General features: G+C 70.3%; 7 protein-coding genes. All 7 read left to right on the forward strand.

What is annotated here, in order from left to right; all coding sequences use genetic code 11:
• Window positions 1-5: 5 nt before the first annotated feature.
• The 7 genes from ACFWVC_RS19100 (at window position 6) to ACFWVC_RS19130 (ending at window position 6,691) form a co-directional block, all read left to right on the forward strand.
• Window positions 6-419 (forward strand): roadblock/LC7 domain-containing protein, encoded by a 414-nt coding sequence (locus tag ACFWVC_RS19100; RefSeq protein WP_384286820.1) that lies wholly within the window; start codon window positions 6-8, stop codon window positions 417-419.
• A gap of 70 nt (window positions 420-489) precedes the next feature.
• Window positions 490-897, forward strand: coding sequence for a DUF742 domain-containing protein (locus ACFWVC_RS19105; protein ID WP_319659775.1), 408 nt, complete (start codon window positions 490-492; stop codon window positions 895-897).
• Complete coding sequence (locus tag ACFWVC_RS19110) at window positions 878-1,486, forward strand: ATP/GTP-binding protein (protein WP_319659776.1); 609 nt, start codon at window positions 878-880, stop codon at window positions 1,484-1,486. The genes ACFWVC_RS19105 and ACFWVC_RS19110 overlap by 20 nt, the downstream gene beginning before the upstream one ends.
• Window positions 1,487-1,942: 456 nt before the next feature.
• Window positions 1,943-5,074: a nitrate- and nitrite sensing domain-containing protein gene (locus tag ACFWVC_RS19115; RefSeq protein ID WP_384286822.1), complete on the forward strand. Its 3,132-nt coding sequence runs from the start codon at window positions 1,943-1,945 to the stop codon at window positions 5,072-5,074.
• A gap of 9 nt (window positions 5,075-5,083) precedes the next feature.
• Complete coding sequence (locus ACFWVC_RS19120) at window positions 5,084-5,497, forward strand: roadblock/LC7 domain-containing protein (RefSeq protein ID WP_384286824.1); 414 nt, start codon at window positions 5,084-5,086, stop codon at window positions 5,495-5,497.
• A 71-nt stretch (window positions 5,498-5,568) separates the two neighbouring features.
• The gene (locus ACFWVC_RS19125; protein WP_384286800.1) at window positions 5,569-6,132 is read left to right on the forward strand and encodes a DUF742 domain-containing protein; all 564 of its coding nucleotides are present in this window, start codon (window positions 5,569-5,571) and stop codon (window positions 6,130-6,132) included.
• Complete coding sequence (locus ACFWVC_RS19130; protein WP_360911084.1) at window positions 6,113-6,691, forward strand: ATP/GTP-binding protein; 579 nt, start codon at window positions 6,113-6,115, stop codon at window positions 6,689-6,691. Before ACFWVC_RS19125 ends, ACFWVC_RS19130 begins: the two co-directional genes overlap by 20 nt.
• Window positions 6,692-7,240 lie beyond the last annotated feature (549 nt).

Consider the following 7,240-nt stretch of genomic DNA (forward strand, 5'->3'; position numbering starts at 1 on the left):
GTCAGATGAGCCAGGCGGCACAGAATCTGAACTGGTTGATCACCAACTTCGTGGACAACACCCCCGGGGTGTCCCACACGGTGGTGGTCTCCGCCGACGGCCTGCTGCTCGCGATGTCCGAGGGCTTCCCCCGGGACCGCGCCGATCAGCTGGCGGCCGTGGCCTCCGGTCTGACCTCGCTGACCGCGGGTGCGTCCCGCATCTTCGAGGGCGGCCACGTCAATCAGACGGTGGTGGAGATGGAGCGCGGCTTCCTCCTCCTGATGACGATCTCGGACGGATCCTCGCTGTGCGTTCTGGCGCACCCCGAGTGCGACATCGGCCTCGTCGGCTACGAGATGGCGCTGCTCGTCGACCGCGCGGGCGCCGTCCTCACCCCCGACCTGCGCGCAGAACTCCAAGGCAGTCTGATGGGCTGAGCTCACGTGAGCCCGGCCAACACCGCCCCATGACAAGAGAACCGCGTCCGCTCTTATCCGGAGGACCTTCATGACACCGCCGCCAGCCTCGCCCGGCCCGTACGGCGCGCCCCACCATGCGCCGTACGGGGGCGAAGGCGACCAGCCGCTGGTGCGGCCGTACGCCATGACCGGTGGTCGCACCCGGCCGCGCTACCAGCTCGCCATCGAGGCGCTGGTGAGCACCACTGCCGAACCGGGTGCCTACCAGGGGATGCTCCCCGAACACCAGCGCATCTGCCACCTGTGCCTGGAGATCAAGTCGGTCGCCGAGATCTCCGCACTGCTGGCGATTCCGCTGGGGGTGGCCCGGATCCTGGTGGCCGACCTGGCAGAGGCCGGGATGGTCGCCATCCACCAGCCGAGCAGCGGCGAGGCCGGCGGACAGCCTGATGTGACACTGCTCGAAAGGGTGCTCAGTGGACTTCGCAAGCTCTAGGCCGGGGCAGCAGGCGGCGTACGGTGCGCCGCCCGCGGCCCGCGCCACCACCTCGGCGAAGATCGTGGTGGCCGGTGGCTTCGGCGTGGGCAAGACCACGTTCGTCGGAGCGGTCTCGGAGATCAATCCGCTCCGCACGGAGGCCGTGATGACCTCCGCTTCCGCGGGCGTCGACGACCTGACTCACGTGGCCGACAAGACCACCACGACCGTGGCGATGGACTTCGGCCGTATCACGCTCGACGACGACCTGATCCTGTACCTGTTCGGTACCCCGGGTCAGGACCGTTTCTGGTTCATGTGGGACGACCTCGTGCGCGGCGCCATCGGCGCGGTCGTGCTGGTCGACACCCGCCGGCTCGCGGACTGCTTCCCGGCCGTGGACTACTTCGAGAACAGCGGCCTGCCCTTCGTCATCGCCCTCAACGGCTTCGACGGCCACCAGCCGTACACGCCCGACGAGGTGCGGGAGGCGCTCCAGATCGGACCGGAAGCGCCCATCATCACCACCGACGCCCGGCACCGCGCCGAGGCCAAGAGCGCGCTCATCACGCTCGTCGAACACGCATTGCTCGCTCGTCTCAAGTAAGCACTCCAGCTTGCCATTTCGGGTACGGACCGGCTGTGTCTTTTGACATGGCCGGTCCTTCTGTTCATAACGTTTCGACCGCGAATCGGAACATCACGAACACCGCCCGCGCCCGACCGGCTTCACTGCGCATACATCGCTCCGGTGAATTGCCACTGCTTAATGCTTATGCCCCTTTTAACAAGCGCGTGACCATGCGTTCGGCGCCGCCGCCGGACGTTTGTGGAGCACCCCTATGACGTGCTGGAATTCATCGAAACCCGAGAGTAGGAACGACGCCGCCGGCGTCGTCGCCGAGAGGTTGTTGGTCGAGTGAGGAACACGAGGCGCGCAGAGCCGGGTCCCGCGGACCACCCGCGTGGCAATTTCACCCCGCCTGCGCGATACGGCACGGCGCAGGCCGCGGCCGCCCCCGAGGCCGCAGAACCGGCCGCCGCGTCGGGCAGCCGCTTCGCCATGCGCAACTGGCGGGTGGCCACCCGTCTGAACGTCATCCTCCTCATCCCGGTGCTGGTCGCCCTGGTCTTCGGTGGCTTCCGGGTGCAGACCGCCGTGCAGACCTGGCAGGACGCCGACGACGCGGTGCGGACCGCGCGGGCCGTCCGGGCCGCGACGGACTACGCCAACGCCGTGTTGAACGAGCGTGACGTCAGCGTGGTTCCGCTGCTCCAGGGCGACAAGGACAACAAGACCGTCGTCCAGGCCCGCGCCGCCACCGACACGGCCGCGGCCGCGTTCGACGCCACGGTGCGCGAACTGCCCGCGGACGAGCGCCTCGAGCGCCGCGTGGAGAACATCCGCGCCGGCGAGAAGGTCCTGGCCAAGCTGCGCGAGACCGCCTTCACCCCGCAGCTGCCCGGTGTGCAGACCGAGGAGGCGTACGTCGAGGTCCAGCACCCGCTGATGGAGCTGGCGAACGAGCTGGGCTTCGGCACCAGCAGCGTCACCTCCTACGGCCGCACGCTGTACGCCATCGAACTGGCCAAGGCCGCCGAGTCCCTGACCCGCTCCATCGGCACCCACCTGCTGGTCGAGGACCGCACCAAGATGAAGGACGAGGTGGTCAAGGGCCAGCTCACCGCCTTCGCCTCGTACGCCTACCTCCAGCGGGTCGCCGAGGAGGAGTACAAGGGCGGCGGCACCGCGGCCGACTACCGGCGTCTGCTGGACGAGCAGGAAGCGGCGGTGAAGAAGGGCAAGGAGCAGGTCGTCCAGGCCGCGCAGGCGGCCAAGCAGGCCGGGCAGCCCTTCGTCGCGCCGCCGGCGACGCTCGAGGCGATGATCAAGCTGATCGCCTCCGGTGAGGACCCCGCGGTCCTCAAGACCCAGGGCATCACGCCGCAGAGCTGGTTCGCCGCCACGACGCTCGGCTTCGAGGCCTACCAGAACGTCGAGAAGCACCTGTCGGACCAGGCGTTCCAGGACTCCAGCGACATCGCCGACAGCGCCCGCATCGAGGCCATCGTCAACTCCGCCATCGTGCTGGTCGCCCTGATCATCGCCTTCATCGTGGCCGCGATGATGGCCCGTTCGATGAGCAACAGCATGCGCCGTCTGCGCACCTCGGCCTTCGAGGTCGCCGAGCAGCGGCTGCCGGCGCTGGTCGACCAGCTGTCCCGCACCGACCCGGGCAAGATCGACACGCGGATCGAGCCCATCCCGATCAACTCCAACGACGAGATCGGCGAGGTCGCCCGCGCCTTCGACCAGATCCACCGCGAGGCCGTGCGGCTCGCCGCCGAACAGGCAATGCTCCGCGGCAACGTCAACGCGATCTTCACCAACCTCTCCCGCCGCAACCAGGGCCTCATCCAGCGCCAGCTGACGCTGATCACGGACCTGGAGAACAACGAGGCGGACCCGGACCAGCTGGAGAACCTCTTCAAGCTGGACCACCTCGCGACCCGTATGCGCCGCAACGGCGAGAACCTCCTGGTCCTCGCCGGCGAGGAGCCGGGCCGCCGGTGGAACCAGCCGGTGCCGCTGGTCGACGTGCTGCGCGCGGCGGCCTCCGAGGTGGAGGCGTACGCGCGCATCGAGCTGGTCGGCATACCCGAGACGGACATCCACGGCACGGCCGTGACCGACCTCGTGCACCTGCTGGCCGAGCTGCTGGAGAACGCCACCACGTTCTCCTCCCCGCAGACCAGGGTCCGGGTCACCGCGACGCGGCTGCCCGACGGCCGGGTCATGGTCGAGATCCACGACAAGGGCATCGGCCTCACGGCCGAGGACTTCGCGGACATCAACCACAAGCTGGCCGACCCGCCCACGGTCGACGCCTCGATCTCCAAGCGCATGGGTCTGTTCGTGGTCGGCCGCCTCGCCGACCGGCACGGCATCCGCGTGCAGCTGCGCCCCTCGGGCGAGCAGGCGGGCACCACCTCGCTGGTCATGCTCCCCGAGCCGATCACCCACGGTGGCGGCGGCGAGGAGATGCCGCTGGAGGACGACTTCACGGTGTCGCAAATGGTGCCGGAGCCCGCGACGGAGTCCTTCGCCGCGTACGGGCCGACCGCCGCCGAGCTCGGCTTCGACGACTCCCGCTACGACCGCGTGGAGGCCCCGGACGACGCCCGTGCGCTCGACCCGGTCGGCCGTTCCCTCAAGCGCGGGGAGCGCCGCGCACAGCTGGAGGCCGCGGCCAACGACCGCGGCGGAGAGCGCCCGATGTTCCGCGACGAGGTCGGCGAGCAGCAGGAGTCCTTCGACGGCTTCGAGAACCCGGCCGCCGCCAACTCCTTCCCGCAGGACGCCTTCCAGTCGGCCGCGTACGACACGCAGGCGTTCCCGGAGCAGAACGTCCAGGAGCAGCAGGGCTTCCAGGAGCAGCACGGCTACGACACGCAGTCCACGGCCTTCCCGGAGCCTTCGTACACCGACGGCGGCTTCCCGGCCCCGGCGCCCCAGTACGACGGCACCCAGGGCGGCTACGCCCAGGAGGACTGGCAGCAGCAGAACGGCTACGCGCAGGACGGCTGGAATGCCCAGCAGCCCGCGCAGCAGCAGGAGATGCCGCAGGCCGGGGCCTACCAGGAGGCGCCGGCGGCCGATTCCGCCGCTGCCGCCCCCTTCGAGGCCCAGGAGCGCGTAGGCTTCGACCGACCGGGACCGTCCTCAGGCCCGCTGAACACGTCCGTGACGGACGCGGGCCTGCCGCGCCGCGACCGCGGCTGGCAGCAGTCCGGACCGTCGGCCCCGGCCCAGTCGGAGCCCCAGCCGGCGAACGGCTTCCCCTCGCAGCCGGCGCCCGCGGCTCCGGCCCCGGCCCCGGCCGGGACGCCGGATCTGTCCGCGGAGTCCCCCGACTGGCGCTCCACGAACGACGATAACTGGCAGCGGGCCGAACAGGCCCGCAAGCCCAAGGCCGGCGGGGTCACCCCCTCCGGCCTGCCCCGGCGGGTCCCCAAGGCCAACCTGGTCCCGGGCACCGCACAGCAGACTCCGCAGGGCGGCCCCATGGTCTCCCGAGCACCCGAGGACGTCCGCGGCCGACTGAGCAATCTGCGGCGCGGCGTCCAGCAGGGGCGTACTGCGGGAACTGACACGAACGGCCAGGGCTTCGGCCCCAAGCACCAGGAGCGTTAGTTGAGTCCGATGAGCCAGGCGGCACAGAACCTGAACTGGTTGATCACCAGTTTCGTGGACCAGACCCCAGGGGTCTCCCATACGGTTGTGGTCTCTGCCGACGGCCTGCTGCTGGCGATGTCCGAGGGATTCCCGCGGGACCGTGCGGACCAGCTGGCCGCGGTGGCCTCCGGTCTGACCTCGCTGACCGCGGGCGCCTCGCGGATCTTCGAGGGCGGCAGCGTGAACCAGACCGTCGTGGAGATGGAGCGCGGCTTCCTCTTCATCATGTCCGTCTCGGACGGCTCGTCGCTGGCCGTGCTGGCGCACCCCGAGTGCGACATCGGCCTCGTCGGCTACGAGATGGCCCTGCTGGTGGACCGGGCGGGCAATGTGCTCACCCCCGATCTGCGTGCGGAACTGCAGGGCAGCCTGCTCAACTAACGGACAGGCATGCGAGCGCGTCTGGGGACCCGTAGGGTTCTCAGACGCGCTACCCAGCTGGAGGAGGAACCGTGGCAACGCCCCCAGGCGGAGATCAGTACGGCAATCACCAACAGCAGCCGCCCTTCAAGCGGTTCGACTTTCCCTCGGCGCCCACCCCGGAGCCACCCCCCGCCTACGGCGGTGGGACCCAGGACCCGGGTGGCAGGCCGTCGCATCGGCAGCCGAGGATCCAGCCGTACGAACCCCCGCAGGCACCGTCGCCGCGCACGGCACCGGCCGGCCGCAAGGCCCCGTCCGGGCTGGTCCGCCCGTACGCGATGACCGGTGGCCGGACCCGGCCGCGCTACCAGCTCGCCCTCGAGGCACTGGTCAGCACGACCGCGGACCCGTCACAGCTGCGGGGGCAGTTGCCGGAGCACCAGCGGATCTGCATCCTCTGCCGGGAGATCAAGTCGGTCGCGGAGATCTCCGCGCTTCTCTCCATCCCCCTCGGCGTCGCCCGAATCCTCGTCGCCGACCTGGCGGAGGCCGGTCTCGTCGCCATTCACCAGCCCGGTGGCGACGATGCCTCGGGCGGACAGCCAGACGTGACACTGCTCGAAAGGGTGCTCAGTGGACTTCGCAAGCTCTAGCGGTCCAGCTCGCTCAACCACCTCAGCGAAGATCGTGGTGGCGGGCGGCTTCGGCGTGGGCAAGACCACGTTCGTCGGTGCCGTATCGGAGATCAACCCGCTGCGTACCGAAGCCGTCATGACCTCCGCCTCGGCGGGCATCGACGACCTGACCCACGCGCCGGACAAGACCACGACCACCGTGGCGATGGACTTCGGCCGTATCACGCTGGACGAGGACCTGATCCTGTACCTGTTCGGTACACCGGGCCAGGACCGCTTCTGGTTCATGTGGGACGACCTGGTGCGCGGCGCCATCGGCGCGGTCGTCCTCGTGGACACCCGCCGGCTGGCCGACTGCTTCCCGGCCGTGGACTACTTCGAGAACAGCGGGCTGCCCTTCGTCATCGCCCTCAACGGCTTCGACGGACACCAGCCGTACAACCCGGAGGAAGTCCGGGAGGCGCTGCAGATCGGCCCCGAGGCGCCCATCATCACCACCGACGCCCGCCACCGCGGTGAGGCGAAGAGCGCGCTCATCACGCTGGTCGAGCACGCGTTGATGGCGCGGCTGCGGTAACGGCGGATCCGCACGACGCGAAAGGCCCCGCACCGCGAGTGCGGGGCCTTCGCGTTTGCCCGCGCGTGCCTGCCGTGCAACTGCCGGACGACGTAGGGGATGTGACGGAGGCGCACGGCTGGGGGTTGCTGCCCTTGGGCGCAGCGCCGCCGGCGAACCGGCCCGACTCCTCAGCCTGATGGGCCGTCAAGCGACCCAACGTCCACCCGACGGCCACCGTGAAATAGCCACGGCTTGATAGGAGTTCCCCGACAACGCGTGGACCACGGCGGTGACGGACCCGCCGTCGGCGTCGCCAACTCCCCGCGGAACAGGCTCGGTTCCCGCCCGGGGCGACCCGGCGCCTCGGCGCCGCCGTGGACGACGAGACGGTGCGCCGGCGCAACGCCCTGAGGGGTCCCGGCGAGGGCTGCCGCACGTGGGCGACCGACGCGCGGCGGTCGTGACGGCCCTCGCGTCCGCAGGCGCCCCTCCGGGCCCTCCGCGGCCGGGCTGGGTTGGGGGGCCCACCACGCCCCGTACGACGACGGTGGCGCGGCACCCCCGAGG

Origin of the sequence: Streptomyces sp. NPDC058691 (genome assembly GCF_042714775.1) — a bacterium.
GTDB lineage: Bacteria > Actinomycetota > Actinomycetes > Streptomycetales > Streptomycetaceae > Actinacidiphila.

Excerpts from the sequence above, each read along its gene's own strand:
- ACFWVC_RS19100 (WP_384286820.1), top strand. The coding sequence starts at position 6 with ATGAGCCAGGCGGCACAGAATCTGAACTGGTTGATCACCAACTTCGTG.
- ACFWVC_RS19105 (WP_319659775.1), top strand. The coding sequence starts at position 490 with ATGACACCGCCGCCAGCCTCGCCCGGCCCGTACGGCGCGCCCCACCAT.
- ACFWVC_RS19120 (WP_384286824.1), top strand. The coding sequence starts at position 5,084 with ATGAGCCAGGCGGCACAGAACCTGAACTGGTTGATCACCAGTTTCGTG.
- ACFWVC_RS19115 (WP_384286822.1), top strand. The coding sequence starts at position 1,943 with ATGCGCAACTGGCGGGTGGCCACCCGTCTGAACGTCATCCTCCTCATC.